Source organism: Streptomyces sp. NPDC055078, from assembly GCF_053607985.1.
Genome location: NZ_JBSGUP010000078.1, coordinates 1 through 19,622 on the forward strand (window position 1 = coordinate 1; position 19,622 = coordinate 19,622).

Here is a 19,622-nt window from a genome sequence, read left to right on the forward strand (position 1 = left end):
TCACTGGACACAGTCCAGTGAAACCAGGGCATTTCTGCGTTCAGCCTGTCGCCAAGGCTGGGTCCATCCCCTCACTCCCCTGTACTTCAGAGCCGCCCGGCGGCCTTCAAGGACAAATAGGCATCTGCCAGAGCCGGGGCCAAATCATCAGGGGTCGCGTCCACAACGGTCACGCCATGACGCTGGAGCTGCTCTGCTGTTCGCCGACGCTGAGCTTGCGACTGAGTGGCTGCCGCCGCAGCGTAGACAGTCTCCGCATTGCCTCGTGACGTGGACATCTGCTGGATATGCGGATCGGCCACCGAGGCCACGAGCACGGTATGGCGCTGTGTGAGCTGAGGGAGCACAGGCAGGAGTCCCTCCTCGATGGGAGCGGCATCGAGACTGGTCAGGAGCACGATCAGTGAACGGCGGGGAGCGCTGCTCAGGGCTGCTGAGCTGAGGCCCCGGGCGTCCGTCTCGACGAGCTCAGGCTCCAGAGGCGCGAGGGCGTTGACCATGGCCGGGAGGAGTTCGCCCGCGGAGCGGCCCTGGACCTGGGCACGGATGCGGCGGTCGTACGCAAGGAGATCGACACGATCCCCGGCCCGGGAAGCGAGTGCGGTGAGGAGCAGGGCCGCGTCCATGGCGGCGTCGAGGCGCGGTACGTCCCCGACCCGGCCGGCCGATGTGCGGCCCGTGTCCAGTACGACAAGGATGTGTCGGTCCCGCTCGGGGCGCCACGTGCGTACGGCTACGGAGTTCTGGCGGGCGGTGGCACGCCAGTCGATGGAGCGGGTGTCGTCGCCCGGGACGTAGTCGCGGAGGCTGTCGAACTCGGTGCCCTGGCCGCGGATCAGGACACTGGTCCGGCCGTCGAGCTCCCTCAGCCGGGCCAGCCGGGACGGTAGATGCTTCCGACTGGTGAAGGGCGGCAGGACGCGTACGGTCCAGGGGACTTTGTGATTGCCCTGCCGGGCGGCCAGGCCCAGGGGGCCGTACGAGCGGATGGTGATGTGCTCCGCGTGCCGGTCGCCGCGGCGGGTGGGACGCAGAGCGGTGGTGATGCGTCGCCGCTCGCCGGCCGGGACGGTGATCCTGTGCCGCGAGGCGGCCTGTTCCGTGCGGCTCGGCCAGCTGCTGGGCGGCCAGGCGTCGCGCAGATGGGCACGCAGGGAGCGCTTGGAAGGGTTGGTCACGGTCAGATGGACCTCGGCGCTGTTGCCGAGTCGAACTGATGTGTCACCACTTCGGGTGAATCGGAGCGTTCGCACTGGCGCGGCGAGGGCGTAGTCGCACAAGATTGCTAGTGAAAGGGGTGCGTTGACGGCAAGCAGCCCCGTCCAGCTCGGGGCGAGGATGCCGACGGGGAGAGAGCCGAGGGCGGCCAGGAGTGCGGTTCTGCCGGTAAGAGCCATGGTGCCGCCTCAGCGGGGGACGGGGACGTGGCTGAGGATCGCGGTGATTACGGAGTCGGCGGTGACTCCTTCCATCTCCGCCTCGGGCCGCAGCTGGATCCGATGGCGCAGTGTGGGCAGGGCCAGTGCCTTCACATCGTCGGGGATCACGTAGTCACGACCGGTGAGCCAGGCCCATGCGCGTGCGGTGGACAGGAGTGCCGTAGCGCCTCGGGGGGACGCGCCGAGACTGAGTGAGGGGGACTCTCGGGTGGCACGACAGATATCGACTACATAGCCGGTGATCTCGGGGGAGACCGCGGTTCTGGCGACGGCGGATCGGGCCTCTTCCAGGTCGGCCGGTCCTGCTGCGGAGCGCAGTCCCGCCGCGTGGAGGTCGCGCGGGTTGAATCCCTCGGCATGACGGGTGAGGACATCGATCTCGTCCTGCCGGGAGGGCAGTGGGACCGTCAGCTTGAGCAGGAAGCGGTCCAGCTGGGCTTCGGGCAGCGGGTAGGTGCCCTCGTACTCGACAGGGTTCTGGGTCGCCGCGACCAGGAACGGTTCGGGGAGCGGACGGGGGGTGCCGTCGACGGTGACCTGGCGTTCCTCCATGGCTTCCAGAAGGGACGACTGGGTTTTGGGGGGAGTGCGATTGATTTCGTCTGCCAGTAGCAGATTGGTGAAGACGGGGCCGGGCTGGAAGGAGAACTCGGCGGTGCGGGCGTCGTACACCAGCGAGCCGGTGACATCGCTGGGCATCAGATCGGGGGTGAACTGGACGCGTTTGGTGTCGAGTTCCAGGGATGCCGCCAACGCGCGGACCAGGAGGGTCTTGGCGACTCCGGGGACTCCTTCGAGAAGGACATGGCCTCGGCACAGCAGAGCGACGACGAGCCCGGTGACAGCGGGATCCTGGCCGACCACGGCCTTGGCGATCTCGGTGCGCAGGGCTTCCAGGGAAGCGCGGGCGCGGTCCGAGTTCTGAGCTGTCTCGGGGGTCGGGGCGCTCATGAAGTGCGTACCTCTCTTTCGAGGGCGTCGAGTTGGTCTGCCAGCTGGACTAGGGCGGCGTCGTCGGCCGGGGCGGGGCCGAAGAGCAGGGTGCTGAGGTCACGGTCGCCGGCCGGGAGATGGGCCGAGACAGCGGGGAGCAGGGCTTCCGGGTCGTGGGCCTGGGAGGGGGCGACGCCGAGGAGGGGGGCGAGACGGTCACGGCTGGCTGAGCGCAGGGCTGCGGCTGCGCGGTCGCGGGCGTTGACCTTGTGATAGAGGCGGGCGCGGCCTTCGGTGGCCTCGGAGGCGCGGATGGCCACGGGGAGGCGTTCGGTGACGAGGGGGCCCAGGCGGCGGGCGCGCCAGACGGCCGTGAGGGCTGCCGCCACGGTGAGCTGAAGGGTGCCCCAGAGCCAGCCGGAGGGGATCAGCTCCAGGAAGGTGGATTCGGTATCGCCTTCGGCGCCCTCGTCGGCAGCGGAACTGTCGCCGAGTGAGGGGAGGTACCAGACCAGCTGGGTGCGGGAACCGAGGAGTTGCAGGGCGAGGGAGGCGTTGCCGTGCTGGTCGAGACGGTGGTTGTAGAGGATGTCGGGCGAGCCGAGGACGACGGTGTCGCCGCCTTCGGGGGCGTCGAGCCTGAGGAGGGTGGGCAGACCATCGCTGGGGTAGCACTCGTCAGCGCCCGGTGCATCGGTGAGGTATCGCTCGCCGCCGAGGTCGGCGCTGCCCGCGCTGCGGGCAGCGGTCAGGGCGCATTGCGGGGAGCGGGCGGACACCGGGGCGGAGGGCTCGGAGCGGACGCCCGGGGCGAGCGTCTCGACCGAGGCGGGGCCGGGCGAGACGAGTACCGTACGGCCTCCGGAGAGGTCGGCCGCGGCGCGGATGGCCTGCTGTTGACTGTCCCTCAGGAGGTCCGGGGTGGCGACAATGAGGGTGGTGTCGGGGCCGGCGGCGCCGGTGGCCTCGGTGAGTGTGGTGACCACCCGGGTGGAGACGCCTCGGTCCTGGAGCAGTTCGGCGACGGCGCGGCTGCCGACGCGGTCGGCGGATCGCGGGTCCAGGCGGCCGTGCTGGTCCCCGGAGCGCAGGGCGGCGATGGTGATCCCGGCGACGATGAGGATGGTGAGCGCGAGCAGCAGTCCCCGGGTGCGGTTCCAGACCTGGCGTCCAGTGGGGGCCATGGAGGTGGCGCTGGGAACAACCCCGGTCATTCGACTGCCCCTTGGGCTGCGCCGGTCAGTCGGGGCTTGGTCCGTTCCAGTTCGATGTCCAGGTCACGGAGCCGCAGATACCCCTGCTGGTCGGCCGTGCGGCCACCGTATGTGACGTCGTCGAACTCGCGGGCGGCCGCGCGCAGACCGTCGGAGTGCTCCGGGAGGGAGCGGCTGCCCTCGGCCGCGGCCTCGTCGGCGGTGCGGCCGGGGCGCGGTTCCAGGAGGGCCCGCTCTTCCAGTGAGCGGACGACGGCGCGCATCCGTTCCTGGACCGCCAGGTTCCAGCGGGCGGCGGTGGCATGGGTCTCGGCGGCGGAGCGGTGTTCCGCCGCGCTGCGAGGGAGGTTGTCGAAGAGCGGGTCCGCCGCAGAGGAGCCGCGCTGGGGCGTCCCAAGACGCCACCAGAGGGCGGCGATCAGCCCGATCACGAGCAGGACGATGACGACGATGCCGAGTCCTCCACCGGGCGCGACGCCGGAGGCGGCGTCGAAGATGCCGCCGACCCAGTCCCAGAAGCGGTCGATCGCGCGCTGGAGCGGGTTGGGGTCGTTCTCGTGGTACATCGGCCTGGACAGTTCCCGCTCCGCGGCCTCGCGGGCGGGGACACGGGGAGTGTCCACCGGCACGTCACCGCTTGCGCGGATCGGTGACGGCGCGGTCGTCGCACCCCCCGTGGCGAACACTCCTTCAGCTCCTGGGCCCGCTGCCGGGTGTGTCGGTGCCGTAGCCGGGGAGGCCGGCGGCGCGGGCGAGTTCGAGGTCGAGGGCCTCGCGGCGGATGCGCTGGTCGATGTAGAGGAGGACGGTGACGCCTGCGGAGATCGGGTAGGTGATGGAGGACGCGATCACCGAGCCGATGCCCGAGATGATCAAGAACGTCCAGCCGAACTCCGGCGACCTTCCTTCGAGAAGGTCACCGAACCCGCTGCCGTCCGCCATGAACCCGATCAGGCTGAACGGGATCGCGATGATCATCGACACGAGGAGGGTGAGCAGCAGGGTCAGCGCGATGATGCCGAACGTCCGCCACCAGGCGCCCTGGACGAGCTTGGCGGAGCGGCGCAGCGACGAAAGGACCGGCTGGCGCTCCAGCATCAGCGCCGGGGAGGCGAGGGCGAAGCGGATCATCAGCCAGATGACGAGGGGTATGGCCGCCAGTGCTCCGAGGATGATGAGCGCCACCCCGGCTCCGCCGCCCAGCAGCAAGCCGGGGAGGATCGCCAGAGCGCCGATGCCGGTGCCGATGAGGGGCAGCAGCAGGGTGAGGCCGAACAGCTGTGGCAGCCGGGGGCGTGCCTCGCGCCAGGCGTCGGAGAGCCGCACCGGCCGGCCCAGCACCGAGCGGCTGATGACCACGGTGAGGAGTGCGGTGGTGAAGAGTGTGGCGATCATGCTGATGATCAGTGCCGGGCCCAGATTGAGCAGGGTGGTCTGCAGCGAGTCGACCGATTGCCTCAGGGCTTCCGCGGAGTCCGCGTCGGGGTCGACCGCGACGGGTTCCGGAAGCAGATAGCGGTCGACGAGGATGTTGCAGATCTGGGAGATCACGGAAACGGTGATCGTGATCCCCAGCACTGTGCGCCAGTGTGCGCGCAGTGTCGACACCGCGCCGTCGAGGATCTCGCCGACGCCCAGTGGGCGCAGGGGGATGACCCCGGGCTTGGCGGCGGGGGGCGGACCCCAGCCGCCGTGCGGCCGGCCGCCGCCCCAGCCGGGGTTGGGCGGTGCCGGTGGGCGGTGCTGGTCCGGGCCGGTGGGTGCGGACCACTGCCCGGGCGGCGGCTGGTTGCTGGACCACTTCGAGGCGGGGCCGTTGTCGTCGGCGGGCTCGGCGGGCCGGGGCACACCGGTGTTCTGCCCGTCGGGGTGAGCGGATCCGGGCGAAGCCCAGCCCGGAGTGTCGTTCACGGTTGTCCACCTCATGGATCGGTTGTCGAGCCGGCTCGGCGAGCCGGTAGGTGCGCGGGGCCTGCCCGAGTGTCAGTTCGGCGGGCTGGCAGCCATCGTGCCACGCGTGGCGTTCCGGCGGGTCGGCCCCCGTATCTCGTTCACGCCTTCATTGTGGGTGCCTCAGCGGGCAGACTGGGCGGATGGCTGATCAGTACGCCCGCATCCCGGCTCGTGACGAGCCGCCTCCGCTACCGGTTCTGCGCTGGGAGGAACCTCCGGAAGGGCCTGTGCTGGTGCTTCTCGACCAGACACGGCTGCCCGCCGAGGAGGCCGAGCTGGCCTGTACCGATGTGCCCGCGCTGGTGGAGGCGATCCGGACGCTCGCCGTGCGTGGGGCCCCGCTGCTGGGGATCGCGGGCGCCTACGGAATCGCGCTCGCCGCCGCGCGGGGCCATGACGTCGAGGAAGCCGGGGAGCTGCTGGTGCGTTCGCGGCCCACCGCGGTGAATCTGGCGTACGGCGTGCGGCTGGCGACGGCGGCGCACCGGGCGGCGGTCGGCAAAGGGGACGAGGAGGCCGCGCAGGCGGCTCTCGCGGCCGCTCGGGAGCTGCACCGGCAGGACGCCGAGGCCAGCGCCCGGATGGCCGGGCACGGGCTCGCACTGCTGGACGAGCTGCTGCCCGGTGGCGGCCACCGGATCCTCACCCACTGCAACACCGGGGCGCTGGTGTCGGGCGGGGAGGGCACCGCGTTCGCCGTGGCGCTCGCCGCGCACCGGGCCGGACGGCTGCGGCGGCTGTGGGTGGACGAGACGAGGCCGCTCCTCCAGGGGGCTCGGCTGACGGCCTACGAGGCGGCGCGCAACGGCATGGCGTACACCTTGCTCACGGACAGTGCGGCGGGTTCGCTGTTCGCGGCGGGAGAGGTGGACGCGGTCCTGATCGGCGCGGACCGGATAGCCGCGGACGGTTCGGTGGCGAACAAGGTGGGGAGCTATCCGCTCGCGGTACTGGCCAAGTACCACCATGTGCCGTTCGTCGTGGTCGCGCCCACGACGACGATCGATCCGGGCACGGCGCGCGGATCGGCGATCGAGGTGGAGCAGAGAGCCGGTCACGAGGTCACGGAGACGGCCGCTCCGCAGCCGCGGACGGCTGCGGAAGGAAAGGGGGGAGGGCTTCTTGTCGCACCGCCGGGGACGCAGGCGTACAACCCGGCCTTCGATGTCACGCCGCCGGAGCTGGTGACGGCGATCGTGACCGAGGAGGGCGCGTTGTCCCCGGTCACCGGGGACGGAATCGTGGAGCTGTGTGCCAGGTCACGCCAGGTAACGATTAGCTAATGGGATGATGTCGATTATGAAGGGACGAGTCCTTGTCGTCGATGACGACACCGCACTGGCCGAGATGCTCGGGATTGTGCTGCGTGGTGAAGGTTTCGAGCCGTCGTTCGTAGCGGACGGTGACAAGGCACTTGCCGCATTCCGTGAGGCCAAGCCGGACCTTGTCCTGCTGGACCTCATGCTGCCCGGAAGGGACGGCATCGAGGTGTGCAGGCTGATCAGGGCCGAGTCCGGGGTGCCGATCGTGATGCTCACCGCCAAGAGCGACACGGTGGACGTCGTGGTCGGCCTGGAGTCCGGGGCCGATGACTACATTGTCAAGCCGTTCAAGCCCAAGGAACTGGTCGCCCGCATCCGGGCGAGGCTGAGGAGGTCGGAGGAGCCCGCGCCGGAGCAGCTGGCGATCGGGGATCTGGTCATCGATGTGGCCGGTCACTCGGTGAAGCGGGACGGGCAGTCCATCGCGCTGACCCCGCTCGAATTCGATCTGCTGGTCGCGCTCGCGCGCAAGCCGTGGCAGGTGTTCACCCGCGAGGTGCTGCTTGAGCAGGTCTGGGGCTATCGTCACGCCGCGGACACCAGGCTGGTGAATGTGCATGTCCAGCGTCTGCGTTCGAAGGTCGAGAAGGACCCGGAGCGCCCGGAGATCGTGGTGACCGTCCGTGGTGTCGGTTACAAGGCCGGGCCGAGCTGATATGACCGGCGGCAGTGCTGCTCCGGGCCCCGGGGAGCCGGGAGTGCTTGCGGGGCGGGCTGCCGGACCGGAGCGGGCGGGGAAGGGTGCGTGGGCGGGCCGTCTGCTGCGAGGCGGACGGCCCGACCGTGACGGTGAGCCCGGGCGGCTGATGCTCAGGCTCGTTCTGCGCTGGGTGCGCCGCCCGTTGCTGCCCGCCGTACGGCTGTGGCGACGGAACATTCAGCTCCGGATCGTGGTGACCACCCTGCTGATGTCGCTCGGTGTGGTGGTACTGCTCGGCTTCGTCGTCATCGGACAGGTGCGCAACGGTCTGCTCGACGCCAAGGGCAAGGCCGCGCAGAGCCAGGCCGCCGGCGGTTTCGCCGTGGCGCGGGAACAGGCCAACGCACCCGTCGGCCCCGGTGGCCAGGACGGTGCCAACGCCGACGTACAGGCAGCGACGAGTTCCTGGCGGTCCGATCTGGTGGAGCAGCTCGCCAGTGGTGGCCAGGGCGCGTTCAATGTGGTGGCGCTGAGCGCCGACTCCCAGGGCGCGGGCTCCAACCGCGGCCCGCGGACCTCGGGCAGCGTCGATGTGGCGAGCATTCCCGAGGACCTGCGGACGGCCGTGGGCCAGGGGACGGGGACGTACGAGACCTACACCCGGATCGCCTACAAGAACAATGAGCGCGAGGCGGAGCCCGCGCTCGTCATCGGGACCCGGCTCAATGACATCGACGGTAACCCCTACGAGCTGTACTACCTCTTCCCGCTGGCGCAGGAGGAGCAGTCGCTCAATCTCGTCAGGGGGACCCTCGCCACGGCCGGGCTGTTCGTGGTCGTCCTGCTGGGGGCGATCGCCTGGCTGGTGGTGCGGCAGATCGTCACACCCGTGCGGATGGCGGCCGGGATCGCCGAGCGGCTCTCCGCGGGCCGGCTCCAGGAGCGGATGAAGGTCACCGGCGAGGACGACATCGCCCGGCTCGGTGAAGCCTTCAACAAGATGGCGCAGAATCTGCAGCTGAAGATCCAGCAGCTGGAGGAGCTGTCGCGGATGCAGCGGCGTTTCGTCTCGGACGTCTCGCACGAGCTGCGGACACCGCTGACGACGGTTCGGATGGCGGCCGATGTCATCCATGAGGCGCGCAGCGACTTCGACCCGGTGACGGCGCGTTCGGCCGAGCTGCTCGGGGACCAGCTCGACCGGTTCGAGTCCCTGCTCTCCGATCTGCTGGAGATCAGCCGCTTCGACGCCGGAGCGGCGGCGCTGGAGGCCGAGGCGATAGACCTGCGCGAGGTCGTACGGCGGGTGATCGGCGGAGCGGAGCCGCTCGCCGAGCGCAAGGGAAGCCGGATACGGGTGATCGGCGACGAGCAGCCGGTGGTGGCGGAGGCCGACGCCCGGCGGGTGGAGCGCGTCCTGCGCAACCTCGTCGTCAATGCCGTCGAGCACGGCGAGGGCAAGGACGTGGTGGTGCGGATGGCGGTCGCGGGCGGAGCCGTCGCGGTCGCCGTACGGGACTACGGAGTGGGTCTGAAGCCGGGGGAGGCGACTCGGGTGTTCAACCGGTTCTGGCGGGCCGACCCGGCCAGGGCTCGTACCACCGGAGGCACCGGCCTCGGACTGTCCATCGCCGTCGAGGACGCCAGACTGCACGGCGGCTGGCTCCAGGCGTGGGGAGAGCCAGGCGGGGGGTCGCAGTTCCGGCTGACCCTGCCGCGTACGGCGGACGAGCCGTTGCGCGGCTCGCCGATACCCCTGGAGCCGGAGGACTCCCGCCAGAACCAGGAGCGGGCCCAGTCGCAGGAGGCGGGAGCGAAGGTGAGCGGGCATTTGCTGGCCGCGGTACCCGTTCAGCCGGTGTCGGCCCGTTCGCCGCTGCCGGTGCCCCCCCGGGTGCCGGCGGCACCCCGTACGGCGCCCAGAGGCGTCGATCCGGCGGCCCTGCCGGGCAATGGTGCGCGGGTGGTGGCCCGCCCCGCGGGGGAGCGGCAGGACGACACCGGAGCACAGGTTTCACCGGACCGGGAGGACACGACTCGTGGGCGCTGACCCCCGGCGCGGGAACCGGAGCGTGGTGCGGCTCGGCGTGCTGCTCGGCGGCAGCGGTGTGCTGCTGGCCGGATGCGCCTCGATGCCCGACAGCGGTGACATCCATGCCGTCAAGGCGTCCCCGCGTGCGGATTCCCAGGTGCGGGTGGAAGCCGTGCCGCCGCGGAAAGGGGCGACGCCCGGTGAGATCGTCGAGGGCTTCCTTGAGGCGATGACCAGCGACGACGCCAATTTCGCCACCGCCCGGACGTATCTGACGCCGGAGACGAGCCAGCAGTGGCGGCCGGAGGCGCGGACGACGGTGCTGGCCGCCGCACCCGACCTGGAGGAGGAGCAGGTGGGGGGCCGATCCAACCCCGGGGTGGACTATCCGCTGCGCGGCAGGCAGATCGCGACGGTCGACTCCGAGCACGCCTATCAGGCCATCACTCCCACCGACTACCGCGTCACCATCCATCTGTCGCGGCAGACCGGCCCGGAGGGCAAGGAGTGGCGTATCGACCATCTGCCCCCCGGGCTGGTGCTCGGCGCGTCCGACTTCCAGCGCAATTACCGGCCGGTCAACAAGTACTACTTCGCCACCGGTCGCAGCACCGTGGTGGCCGACCCGGTGTTCATCCGGCAGCGGACCGATCCGGTGACCCGGATGGATCCCGTCACCCAGTCGGTCAAGGCGCTCATCGACGGGCCGACGGACTGGCTGAAACCGGTGGTCGATTCGCCCTTCCCGACCGGTACGTCGCTGAAGAAGGGCGTGAAGTCGCTGACCTTCGACGACCGGAACGCGCTGACGGTGCCCCTCAACGAGAAGGCGTCCCACGTGGGACGCGCGCAGTGCAACAAGATGGCGGCGCAGATCCTGTTCACCCTTAAGGACCTGTCGTCCGCGCGGGTCGACCAGGTCGAGTTGCAGCGGGCGGACGGCACCCAGCTGTGCGTGCTCAACAGCGGCCAGGAGGAGGGGTACGCGCCGGATCGGGCCTCGGGCAGATCCGGCAGTCAGTACTTCGTCACCGAGAAGAACCAGCTGGCGGTGCTGCCTGACGACGCGAAGGACTCGCCCGCGCTGGTGCCGGGGCCGCTCGGCGACGGGCAGTTCCCGATGAACCATGTCGCGGTCGCGCACGACGAGACCGTGGCTGCGGCGGTCTCCAAGGACGCCAAGCGGCTGTTCGTCTCGTCGATCACCTCCGCCGGGGCGCAGGGCGTCCCGGCGGTGCAGAGCAAGGGCAGTACTCCGCACACCAGGCTGTCGGCGCCCAGCTGGGACGGCCGGGGTGATCTGTGGGTCGCCGACCGCGACTCGGCGCGTCCGGCGCTTCTGCGTCTCGCGGAGGGCGGGGGAACACCGCAGAACGTCAGGATCGGCCCCGGGCTCGACGGCGCCCGGATCGAGTCGCTGAGGGTGTCGGCGGACAGTACGCGTATCGCCCTGCTGCTGACGAAGGACGGGAGGACCACTCTGAAGATCGGGCGGGTCGAGCGCACGGGTCCCAAGGACAGCCCTACGGTGTCCGTCGCCGATCTGCGGCCCGCGGCGCCCCAGATGGAGACGGTCACGGCCGTCTCCTGGGCCGGTCCCAGCCGCCTTGTCGTGGTCGGCAAGGAGGCCGGCGGAGTGCAGCAGGTCCGCTATATGCAGACGGACGGTTCCACCTCGGCGTCCGCGGTGCTGCCGGGGCTCAACGGCGTGACCGCGGTCGCGGCGTCCGACGACGAGAAGCGGCCCCTGGTGGCGCACTCCCAGAGCGACGGCATCGTGCGGCTGCCGACCGGCGCGAACTGGCAGACGGTGGTCACCAAGGGCTCCTCACCCGTCTATCCGGGCTGACCCGGGGCCCGCCGGGCAACCGCCACCGCCTCCGGCAGGGGCCGCTGGGCCGCCGGCCGGTGGGCGGTGGACCGGTGGGCCGCTGTGCCCCCGGGACCACGGTCGCGGGAGTTATCCACAGGGGTGGCGGGCCGGGTCCGCCCCGGGCAGAGTGGATGACATGCGGAGGTGGTGGCAGGAGTTCTCCGGCCTGGTGCTGCCGGTCGCCTGCGGTGGCTGCGGCGAGCCCCGCACCCCGCTGTGCGAAGACTGCGCGCATCGGTTGTACGGCTCCGCCGCGCGCCGGGCGAGGCCCGCCCCCGAGCCCGAGGACCTCCCGGTGGTGTACGCGGCGGCCCCGTACGCCGACGCGGTGCGGGCGGTGCTGCTGGCGCACAAGGAGCGCGGTGCGCTGGGGCTGGCCCGCCCCCTCGGGATCGCGCTCGCCGGTGCGGTACGCGGCGCGGTGGGTCCCTCCGCCCGGTCGGGACGGCCGCTGCTCCTCGTACCGGTGCCGTCGGCGCGGGGCGCGGTGCGGGCGCGGGGGCATGACGCGGCGCGGCGGATCGCCATGGCGGCGGCGGGCGAGCTGCGCCGTTCCGGTGCGGCGGCGAGGGCGCTCCCGGTGCTGCGGCAGCGGCGGGAGGTCGCCGACCAGTCGGGGCTCACGGCCCGGGAGAGGGCGGCGAATCTCGCCGGCGCCCTGGAGATCGCGGCAGGTGCCGGGCGGCTCCTGGCGGGCGGCAGGGCCGTCCTGGTGGACGACCTCATGACCACGGGCGCATCGCTGGCCGAGGCGGCGCGGGCACTCCGGTCCGCCGGGGAAGGGCGATTTCCCGGATTCATCCATCCGGCCGCCGCGGTGGTCGCGGTCCCACCGCATTCTTTCGAAATAAACCGGAACTGACGGGGCAGGTGCAACGTTGCAGGTAGTAAGAGACCAATGGCCACCAAAGAGCCCTGAATGGAGGTACGCGCTGGTAGCGGGTGCCGAGACCCGCCCGATCGAGCTATGTTCGGTTGTGAGGATGCGCGAATGGGATGCCGTACCTCACCGAATGCACTGCCGGGCTTCCGGCCAGGGATCCGAGGCAACGGAAAACCTCGAAAGTTGGTGGGGTGGGGATCTTGTCGACTGGGGAGGAGGAGGTGAAAGTCGCCTAGTCCGAGACTCCGGCACTCACCGGGGTCTGGTGCAAGAGGGAGACGCTCCGCAGCCGATGAGCGAGCGGAGCAATCCGGGAACGGAGTTCTGCGTGGACATCGTCGTCAAGGGCCGCAAGACCGAGGTGCCTGAGCGGTTCCGCAAGCACGTGGCAGAGAAGCTGAAGCTGGACAAGATCCAGAAGCTCGACGCCAAGGTGATCAGCCTGGACGTTGAGGTGTCCAAAGAGCACAACCCGCGGCAGGCCGACCGTTCCGACCGTGTGGAGATCACACTCCACTCCCGCGGACCGGTGATCCGGGCCGAGGCGGCGGCCGGCGACCCGTACGCAGCCCTTGACCTCGCCACGGGCAAGCTGGAGGCACGGCTGCGCAAGCAGCACGACAAGCGCCACACCCGCCGAGGCAACGGACGGCTGTCGGCGGCCGAAGTGGTCGATGTGGTTCCCGGCGTCGCCGAGTTGACAGCCAACGGCCATCACCCCGTGGCCGAGGAAGCACCGGCAGCCGTTCCCACCACCAAGATCGGCTCGCTCGAAGTGCAGGGCGAAGGACCGCTGGTCGTTCGCGAGAAGGTCCACACCGCGGCACCGATGACACTCGACCAGGCGCTCTACGAGATGGAGCTGGTCGGGCACGACTTCTATCTCTTCGTCGACTCCGAGACGAAGCAGCCCAGTGTCGTCTACCGGCGGCACGCCTACGACTACGGCGTCATCCATCTGGAGACCGACCCGCTGGCCGGGTCCGAGGCGGGCGGCGCCGGAGGTGCGCTCGGCGGCTGATAGGGCCGTCAGCACGGGATGTGCAGGACAGATGGTGCCCCTGGAGCGCCCTGTGCGCCCTCGGGGGCATCATCGTGCGCCCACAGGATCACCTTTCCGGCCTCCAGACATGACAGCATGGCGTCGTAGGCCAACCCGTGCGCACTGCACAGGTGTTGGCGAACCTGACATGCCCTTCAGGCGACTGCCTTCAGGGGGAGGAACGATGGCGGACAGCTTCGGGCCGGTGCACGACGACACGGGCGACGCCGCAGACACAGTCGTCGGGGCCGGTCCAGCGGAAACGGGCGGCTCTCGCGCCGAGCCGATCCGGGTCCTCGTGGTGGACGACCACGCCCTCTTCCGGCGCGGGCTGGAGATCGTCCTCGCCCAGGAGGAGGACATCCAGGTCGTCGGTGAGGCCGGTGACGGCGCCGAGGCGGTCGACAAGGCCGCCGACCTGCTGCCGGACATCGTGCTGATGGATGTGCGCATGCCCCGCCGCGGCGGTATCGAGGCGTGCACATCGATCAAGGAGGTGGCTCCCAGCGCGAAGATCATCATGTTGACGATCAGCGACGAGGAGGCCGACCTCTACGACGCGATCAAGGCGGGCGCCACCGGCTATCTGCTCAAGGAGATCTCGACGGACGAGGTGGCCACGGCGATCCGCGCGGTCGCCGACGGCCAGTCGCAGATCAGTCCGTCCATGGCGTCGAAGCTGCTCACCGAGTTCAAGTCGATGATCCAGCGCACCGACGAGCGCCGGCTGGTGCCCGCGCCCCGGCTGACCGAGCGGGAGCTGGAAGTGCTCAAGCTCGTCGCCACGGGAATGAACAACCGCGATATCGCCAAGGAACTGTTCATCTCCGAGAACACCGTGAAGAACCACGTCCGCAACATCCTGGAGAAGCTGCAACTGCACTCCCGGATGGAGGCCGTCGTCTACGCGATGCGGGAAAAGATCCTGGAGATCCGGTAACCGGCCGGCCCTGGAGAGCACCCGCCCTGGAAGCTGGTAGAGCGTCCCCTGCGGGAGCGCCACTTGGCAGCGCGCCCCGCACAAGGAGCCACCCGCACAAGGAGCCACCCGCAGCCTGCGGAAGGAGCCGCCCCGGCCGAGCGGCTCCCGGACGCGCGACGCCGCTCGCGCGGTGGTCAGCCCAGGGCCGAGACCAGGGCGGCGGTCAGCTCCGGCCGGTCGACCCGCTCCACCCGGACCGCGTCGCAGCCCACCCACTCGGCGGCTTCCAGCAGCGCCCGGGCCATCGGCCCCACGGCCTTGGACGACTCCAGCGACACCTGCTTGGCCACCAGCGTCGAGCCCTCGCGCGCCGGGTCCACCCGGCCGAGCAGCCGGCCGCCCGACAGCAGCGGCATCGCGAAGTAGCCGTGCACCCGCTTCTGCTTGGGGACGTACGCCTCCAGCCGGTGGGTGAAGCCGAAGATCCGCTCGGTACGCGCCCGCTCCCAGATCAGCGAGTCGAAGGGCGAGAGCAGGGTGGTGCGGTGACGGCCGCGCGGCTCGTTCGCAAGTGCCCAGGGATCCGCCCAGGCCGGCTTGGACCAGCCCTCGACCGACACCGGCACCAGACCGGAGTCCGCCACCACCGCGTCGAACTGCTCGCCCTTGAGCCGGTGGTAGTCCGCGATGTCCGCCCGGGTGCCCACCCCCAGCGACTGCCCGGCCAGCCGCACCAGCCGGCGCAGGCACTCCGCGTCGTCCAGCTCGGTGTCCAGCAGCTCACGGGGAATGGCGCGCTCGGCCAGGTCGTAGACCCGCTTCCAGCCGCGCCGCTCGGTGCACACCACCTCGCCGTACATCAGCGCCCGCTCGACGGCGACCTTCGACGCGGACCAGTCCCACCACTCGCCCCCGTTCTTCGCGCCGCCCAGCTGCGTCGCGGTGAGCGGGCCCTCGGTGCGCAACTGCTTGATCACTGTGTCGTAGGCGCCGTCCGGGAGATCGTGGTGCCAGTGCGGACGGGCGAGGTAGGAGCGGCGGCGGAAGGCGAAGTGCGGCCACTCCTCGACGGGCAGGATGCACGCCGCGTGCGACCAGTACTCAAAACTGTGGCCCTCGGTCCAGTACGCGTCGTCGACGGTCCGGCGGCCCACCGCGCCGAGACGGGCGTACGGAATCAGCTCGTGCGACCGCGCCAGCACCGAGATCGTGTCCAACTGCACAGCTCCCAGATGCCGCAGCACACCCCGCACTCCGGCCCGCCGGCCGGGCGCGCCCAGGAATCCTTGGGCGCGCAGCGCCATGCGGCGGGCCTCGTCTGCGGAAAGTTCGGCGGCGGGAGGAGGCAGCGTGGTCATGGTCCGCACGATAGTCGGCGGCACTGACATCGCCGCCCGGCCCCCATGCTGTAGGCCCCGGCACCATGCCCTTAAGCCCCGGCCGCCATGCCGTAAGCCCCCATGCCGTCGCCCCGCCCTCATGCCGTAAGCCCCTCATGCCGTACGCCCCTGGCGCACGGGCGGCCGTCCCCGTCCGCCGCGCCCCGATGCTCCGGCGCCCCGGTGCCCCGGTGCCCCGCCGGACCGGCGCCCCGCTGGGCCGGCGCCCCGGTGCCCCCGCCGGACCGGCGCCCCGCTGGGCCGGCATCCCGGCCCACGTACTCCTCACTCCTGGGGCGGGAGCCCCGCCGGGGGTATGTCATGGGACGGGAGGTAGGCGTACGGGCTGGACAGGCCCAGGTCGGACGGCAGCAGCGAGCCCACCCAGGTGTCGCGGAGGGTGTCCTTGTTCAACAGGGACGCGCGCAGGGCGCCCTCCACCGTGAAGCCGGCCTTTTCGGCGACCGCGCGGGAGCCCGTGTTGCCGACCTCGGCCCGCCACTCCAGCCGGGTCGCGCCCAGCCTGGCGAACGACCAGTGCGCCAGCGCGCCCACGGCCTCCGTCATGACCCCGCGCCCCCGGTGCTCCTTGGCGGCCCAGAAGCCGATCTCCCAGGTGCCCGAGAAGGTACGCAGCGTGACCGCGACCGACGCCATCAGGGGGCCGCCCGTGCGCGGGAGGACGGCGAAGGTGCACATCGTGCCGGCATGCCAGCCGTCCGGGACCATCCGGCCGGTGAACTCGACCGCGTGCTGACGCTCGTACGGCGAGGGCACCGTCGTCCACCGCTGGATGTCGGGATCCTGACAAGCCTGGTAGACCGCTTCGGTGTCATCGGGTGTGAAGGTGCGCAGCAAGAGGTGCTCGGTGGTGAGAGTGATGGGCTCCATGGGCGGATTCTGGTAGGGCCCGGGAACGGATGCGAGCACTTTTCGTGCCTCACCGGCACCTTCCGCGCGTCCCGTGCGTTCTCCATGCGGGTAACAGCGTGCCTGGCTGACCGCGGCCCTCCCGACCCGGCGGTGTCCTCGCTTACGATGGCCGTTGCGGTGGGGTCCGCCTGCCGTGCCCGCGCCAGTGTCCACCACGACCTAGCCAGGCCCGATCGGCAAGGAGACCAGCCTCAGTGTCCGTCTTCAACAAGCTCATGCGTGCAGGCGAAGGCAAGATCCTGCGCAAACTGCACCGCATCGCGGACCAGGTCAAATCCATCGAAGAGGACTTCGTCAGCCTCTCCGACGCCGAGTTGCGGGCTCTTACCGAAGAGTACAAGCAGCGTTATGCCGACGGCGAGACGCTGGACGACCTGCTCCCCGAGGCGTTCGCGACCGTCCGGGAGGCCGCCAAGCGAGTCCTGGGCCAGCGCCATTACGACGTCCAGATGATGGGCGGCGCTGCGCTTCATCTCGGCTATGTCGCCGAGATGAAGACCGGTGAGGGCAAGACCCTCGTCGGCACCCTCCCCACCTATCTCAACGCGCTCTCCGGCAAGGGCGTCCACCTGATCACGGTCAATGACTATCTGGCCGAGCGCGACTCCGAGATGATGGGCCGGGTCCACAAGTTCCTGGGGCTGTCCGTCGGCTGCATCCTCGCGAACATGACGCCCGCGCAGCGCCGCGAGCAGTACGCGTGCGACATCACCTACGGCACGAACAACGAATTCGGCTTCGACTACCTCCGCGACAACATGGCCTGGTCGCAGGAGGAGCTGGTCCAGCGCGGCCACAATTTCGCCGTGGTCGACGAGGTCGACTCGATCCTCGTGGACGAGGCCCGTACGCCGCTGATCATCTCCGGCCCCGCCGACCAGGCCACCAAGTGGTACGGCGACTTCGCCAAGCTGGTCACCCGGCTGACCAAGGGCGAGGCGGGCGTCCCGCTCAAGGGCATCGAGGAGACCGGCGACTACGAGGTCGACGAGAAGAAGCGGACCGTCGCCATCCATGAGTCGGGTGTCGCGAAGGTCGAGGACTGGCTGGGTATCGACAATCTCTACGAGTCGGTGAACACCCCGCTGGTGGGCTACCTCAACAACGCGATCAAGGCCAAGGAGCTTTTCAAGAAGGACAAGGACTACGTCGTCATCGACGGCGAAGTCATGATCGTCGACGAGCACACCGGCCGTATCCTCGCCGGCCGCCGCTACAACGAGGGGATGCACCAGGCGATCGAGGCGAAGGAGGGGGTGGACATCAAGGACGAGAACCAGACCCTTGCCACGATCACCCTCCAGAACTTCTTCCTGCTGTACAGCAAGCTGTCCGGAATGACCGGTACGGCGATGACCGAGGCCGCCGAGTTCCACCAGATCTACAAGCTCGGTGTGGTCCCCATCCCGACGAACCGGCCCATGGTCCGCATGGACCAGTCGGACCTGATCTACCGCACCGAGGTCGCCAAGTTCGCGGCCGTCGTCGACGACATCGCGGAGAAGCACGAGAAGGGCCAGCCGATCCTCGTCGGCACGACCTCGGTCGAGAAGTCCGAGTATCTGTCGCAGCAGCTCAACAAGCGCGGCATCCAGCACGAGGTCCTCAACGCCAAGCAGCACGACCGTGAGGCGATCATCGTCGCCCAGGCCGGCCGTAAGGGCGCGGTCACCGTCGCGACGAACATGGCCGGCCGGGGCACGGACATCAAGCTCGGCGGCAATCCGGACGACCTCGCCGAGGCGGAGCTGCGCCAGCGGGGCCTGGACCCGGTCGAGCACGTGGAGGAGTGGGCGGCCGGACTGCCCGCCGCGCTGGAGAAGGCCGAGCAGGCCGTGAAGGCGGAGTTCGAGGAGGTCAAGTACCTCGGCGGGCTCTATGTGCTGGGCACCGAGCGGCATGAGTCCCGCCGTATCGACAATCAGCTGCGCGGCCGGTCCGGCCGGCAGGGCGACCCGGGCGAGTCCCGGTTCTATCTCTCGCTCGGCGACGATCTGATGCGTCTGTTCAAGGCGCAGATGGTCGAGCGGGTGATGGCGATGGCGAATGTCCCGGACGACGTCCCGATCGAGAACAAGATGGTGACCCGGGCGATCGCCTCCGCCCAGTCCCAGGTCGAGCAGCAGAACTTCGAGACGCGTAAGAACGTCCTGAAGTACGACGACGTCCTCAACCGCCAGCGCAAGGTCATCTACGGCGAGCGCCGGCGGGTCCTGGAGGGCGAGGACCTGCATGAGCAGATCAGCCACTTCATGGACGACACCATCGACGCCTACATCCAGGCGGAGACCGTCGAGGGCTTCGCCGAGGAGTGGGACCTGGACCGGCTGTGGGGCGCGTTCAAGCAGCTGTATCCGGTGAAGATCTCCGTCGAGGACCTGGAGGAAGCGGTGGGGGACCGGGCCGGGATCACCGCCGAGTTCATCGCCGAGTCCGTGAAGGGCGATATCCACGACCAGTACGACGAGCGCGAGAAGCAGCTCGGGTCGGACATCATGCGGGAGCTGGAGCGCCGGGTGGTGCTCTCCGTCCTCGACCGCAAGTGGCGCGAGCACCTCTATGAGATGGACTACCTTCAGGAAGGCATCGGTCTGCGCGCGATGGCGCAGAAGGACCCCCTGGTGGAGTACCAGCGCGAGGGCTTCGACATGTTCACCGCCATGATGGAGGGCATCAAGGAGGAGTCCGTCGGCTATCTGTTCAACCTGGAGGTCCAGGTCGAGCAGCAGGTCGAGGAGGTTCCGGTGGAGGACTCGGCCGAGCGTCCCTCGCTGGACAAGAAGGACGCCGTGCCCGCCGCCTCGCGGCCCGAGATCCGCGCCAAGGGCCTGGATGCCCCGCAGCGCCCGGACCGCCTGCACTTCTCCGCTCCGACGGTGGACGGTGAGGGCGGAGTCGTCGAGGGCGAGTTCGACAACGACGGGCAGCCCGCGCGCTCGCAGGCGGACGGCCTGACGCGTGCGGAGCGCCGCAAGGCGCAGAAGGGCGCGGGGCGCCGCCGTAAGAAGTAGCCCCTTGGGGGTCCCTTAGGGGGCGAGGGCGGCCGGACACCATCGG

General features: G+C 70.1%; 15 protein-coding genes. 8 read left to right on the forward strand and 7 right to left on the reverse strand.

Going from position 1 to position 19,622, the window contains the following annotated elements:
* Positions 1 to 86 precede the first annotated feature (86 nt).
* The 5 genes from ACWF94_RS09835 to ACWF94_RS09855 are packed head-to-tail and all read right to left on the reverse strand — an operon-like array spanning position 87 to position 5,497.
* On the reverse strand, positions 87 to 1,397 hold the full coding sequence (locus ACWF94_RS09835) for a DUF58 domain-containing protein (RefSeq protein WP_453486438.1): 1,311 nt from the start codon (positions 1,395 to 1,397) through the stop codon (positions 87 to 89).
* A gap of 9 nt (positions 1,398 to 1,406) precedes the next feature.
* On the reverse strand, positions 1,407 to 2,390 hold the full coding sequence (locus tag ACWF94_RS09840) for an AAA family ATPase (protein WP_453486439.1): 984 nt from the start codon (positions 2,388 to 2,390) through the stop codon (positions 1,407 to 1,409).
* Positions 2,387 to 3,586 (reverse strand): DUF4350 domain-containing protein, encoded by a 1,200-nt coding sequence (locus ACWF94_RS09845; protein WP_453486441.1) that lies wholly within the window; start codon positions 3,584 to 3,586, stop codon positions 2,387 to 2,389. The genes ACWF94_RS09840 and ACWF94_RS09845 overlap by 4 nt, the downstream gene beginning before the upstream one ends.
* Positions 3,583 to 4,272 carry a DUF4129 domain-containing protein gene (locus ACWF94_RS09850; protein ID WP_453486443.1) on the reverse strand — a complete coding sequence of 230 codons (690 nt, stop codon included), beginning with the start codon at positions 4,270 to 4,272 and terminating at the stop codon, positions 3,583 to 3,585. Before ACWF94_RS09850 ends, ACWF94_RS09845 begins: the two co-directional genes overlap by 4 nt.
* Positions 4,273 to 4,276: 4 nt before the next feature.
* Positions 4,277 to 5,497, reverse strand: a complete 1,221-nt coding sequence (locus tag ACWF94_RS09855) for a DUF7544 domain-containing protein (protein WP_453486445.1) — start codon at positions 5,495 to 5,497, stop codon at positions 4,277 to 4,279.
* 182 nt (positions 5,498 to 5,679) lie between these two features.
* Here ACWF94_RS09855 and mtnA point away from each other — a divergent pair, with 182 nt between their 5' ends.
* From mtnA to ACWF94_RS09890, 7 genes are all read left to right on the forward strand, one after another.
* Positions 5,680 to 6,822, forward strand: a complete 1,143-nt coding sequence (gene mtnA / locus ACWF94_RS09860; protein WP_453486447.1) for an S-methyl-5-thioribose-1-phosphate isomerase — start codon at positions 5,680 to 5,682, stop codon at positions 6,820 to 6,822.
* A 4-nt stretch (positions 6,823 to 6,826) separates the two neighbouring features.
* The gene (mtrA, locus tag ACWF94_RS09865; RefSeq protein ID WP_205375139.1) at positions 6,827 to 7,516 is read left to right on the forward strand and encodes an MtrAB system response regulator MtrA; all 690 of its coding nucleotides are present in this window, start codon (positions 6,827 to 6,829) and stop codon (positions 7,514 to 7,516) included.
* Between the two features lies 1 nt (position 7,517).
* Positions 7,518 to 9,551, forward strand: coding sequence for an MtrAB system histidine kinase MtrB (gene mtrB / locus ACWF94_RS09870; RefSeq protein WP_453486449.1), 2,034 nt, complete (start codon positions 7,518 to 7,520; stop codon positions 9,549 to 9,551).
* Positions 9,541 to 11,382, forward strand: coding sequence for an LpqB family beta-propeller domain-containing protein (locus tag ACWF94_RS09875; RefSeq protein WP_453486451.1), 1,842 nt, complete (start codon positions 9,541 to 9,543; stop codon positions 11,380 to 11,382). Before mtrB ends, ACWF94_RS09875 begins: the two co-directional genes overlap by 11 nt.
* A gap of 160 nt (positions 11,383 to 11,542) precedes the next feature.
* Positions 11,543 to 12,268 carry a ComF family protein gene (locus tag ACWF94_RS09880; RefSeq protein WP_453486453.1) on the forward strand — a complete coding sequence of 242 codons (726 nt, stop codon included), beginning with the start codon at positions 11,543 to 11,545 and terminating at the stop codon, positions 12,266 to 12,268.
* A 349-nt stretch (positions 12,269 to 12,617) separates the two neighbouring features.
* Positions 12,618 to 13,310: a ribosome hibernation-promoting factor, HPF/YfiA family gene (gene hpf, locus ACWF94_RS09885; protein WP_453486461.1), complete on the forward strand. Its 693-nt coding sequence runs from the start codon at positions 12,618 to 12,620 to the stop codon at positions 13,308 to 13,310.
* A 205-nt stretch (positions 13,311 to 13,515) separates the two neighbouring features.
* Positions 13,516 to 14,271, forward strand: a complete 756-nt coding sequence (locus tag ACWF94_RS09890; protein WP_453486454.1) for a response regulator — start codon at positions 13,516 to 13,518, stop codon at positions 14,269 to 14,271.
* Positions 14,272 to 14,447: 176 nt separating this feature from the next.
* On the opposite strand, the gene ACWF94_RS09895 is transcribed toward ACWF94_RS09890, so the two are convergent.
* Together ACWF94_RS09895 and ACWF94_RS09900 are read right to left on the reverse strand one after the other, a co-directional pair.
* Positions 14,448 to 15,611 carry a winged helix-turn-helix domain-containing protein gene (locus ACWF94_RS09895; RefSeq protein WP_453486456.1) on the reverse strand — a complete coding sequence of 388 codons (1,164 nt, stop codon included), beginning with the start codon at positions 15,609 to 15,611 and terminating at the stop codon, positions 14,448 to 14,450.
* Positions 15,612 to 15,917: 306 nt separating this feature from the next.
* Positions 15,918 to 16,523 carry a GNAT family N-acetyltransferase gene (locus ACWF94_RS09900; protein WP_453486458.1) on the reverse strand — a complete coding sequence of 202 codons (606 nt, stop codon included), beginning with the start codon at positions 16,521 to 16,523 and terminating at the stop codon, positions 15,918 to 15,920.
* A 236-nt stretch (positions 16,524 to 16,759) separates the two neighbouring features.
* Here ACWF94_RS09900 and secA point away from each other — a divergent pair, with 236 nt between their 5' ends.
* The gene (gene secA, locus ACWF94_RS09905) at positions 16,760 to 19,576 is read left to right on the forward strand and encodes a preprotein translocase subunit SecA (RefSeq protein WP_453486459.1); all 2,817 of its coding nucleotides are present in this window, start codon (positions 16,760 to 16,762) and stop codon (positions 19,574 to 19,576) included.
* The last annotated feature ends 46 nt before the right edge of the window (positions 19,577 to 19,622 follow it).

Coding starts and splice junctions, on each gene's coding strand:
- ACWF94_RS09890 (WP_453486454.1), top strand. CDS start 13,516: ATGGCGGACAGCTTCGGGCCGGTGCACGACGACACGGGCGACGCCGCA.
- mtrA (WP_205375139.1), top strand. CDS start 6,827: ATGATGTCGATTATGAAGGGACGAGTCCTTGTCGTCGATGACGACACC.
- ACWF94_RS09880 (WP_453486453.1), top strand. CDS start 11,543: ATGCGGAGGTGGTGGCAGGAGTTCTCCGGCCTGGTGCTGCCGGTCGCC.
- ACWF94_RS09900 (WP_453486458.1), bottom strand. CDS start 16,523: ATGGAGCCCATCACTCTCACCACCGAGCACCTCTTGCTGCGCACCTTC.
- ACWF94_RS09845 (WP_453486441.1), bottom strand. CDS start 3,586: ATGACCGGGGTTGTTCCCAGCGCCACCTCCATGGCCCCCACTGGACGC.
- ACWF94_RS09835 (WP_453486438.1), bottom strand. CDS start 1,397: ATGGCTCTTACCGGCAGAACCGCACTCCTGGCCGCCCTCGGCTCTCTC.
- ACWF94_RS09895 (WP_453486456.1), bottom strand. CDS start 15,611: ATGACCACGCTGCCTCCTCCCGCCGCCGAACTTTCCGCAGACGAGGCC.
- mtnA (WP_453486447.1), top strand. CDS start 5,680: ATGGCTGATCAGTACGCCCGCATCCCGGCTCGTGACGAGCCGCCTCCG.
- mtrB (WP_453486449.1), top strand. CDS start 7,518: ATGACCGGCGGCAGTGCTGCTCCGGGCCCCGGGGAGCCGGGAGTGCTT.
- ACWF94_RS09840 (WP_453486439.1), bottom strand. CDS start 2,390: ATGAGCGCCCCGACCCCCGAGACAGCTCAGAACTCGGACCGCGCCCGC.